The sequence below is a fragment of the Arthrobacter sp. zg-Y844 genome (assembly GCF_024385465.1).
GTDB lineage: Bacteria > Actinomycetota > Actinomycetes > Actinomycetales > Micrococcaceae > Arthrobacter_B.
The window spans coordinates 1-517 of record NZ_JANFLS010000009.1; the positions used below are offsets into that span (position 1 = coordinate 1).

The window sequence follows — 517 nt, forward strand, 5'->3', positions numbered from 1 at the left end:
ATACTAACCGCCCGAAACCTGCCCGTGCACCCTTGTGGTGTTCCGGGTTTTGGTGGAGCGCGGGACCGTAACCTGGGAGGTAAGCGTATTAACAGGTGTGACGCAGGAAGGTAGCCGGGCCGGGCGATGGTTGTCCTGGTCTAAGGATGTAGGGTCAGTGATTGGCAAATCCGTCACTGTGTCTTTGATGACGCACCTGAGATCTGATGGGACCCCCGTATGGGGGAATCCGGTGATCCTATGCTGCCTAGAAAAGCATCGGCGCGAGGTTTTAGCCGCCCGTACCCCAAACCGACACAGGTGATCAGGTAGAGAATACTAAGGCGATCGAGAGAATTATGGTTAAGGAACTCGGCAAAATGCCCCCGTAACTTCGGGAGAAGGGGGGCCTGCCCCGTGATGGAAACTTGCTTTCCGGAGCGGGTGTGGGCCGCAGAGACCAGGGGGAAGCGACTGTTTACTAAAAACACAGGTCCGTGCGAAGTCGCAAGACGATGTATACGGACTGACTCCTGCC

At 56.5% G+C, this 517-nt stretch carries 1 rRNA gene; it reads left to right on the plus strand.

Annotated elements, in window-relative coordinates:
• Positions 1 to 517, plus strand: a 23S ribosomal RNA gene (locus tag NNX35_RS16000); the annotation flags it as partial.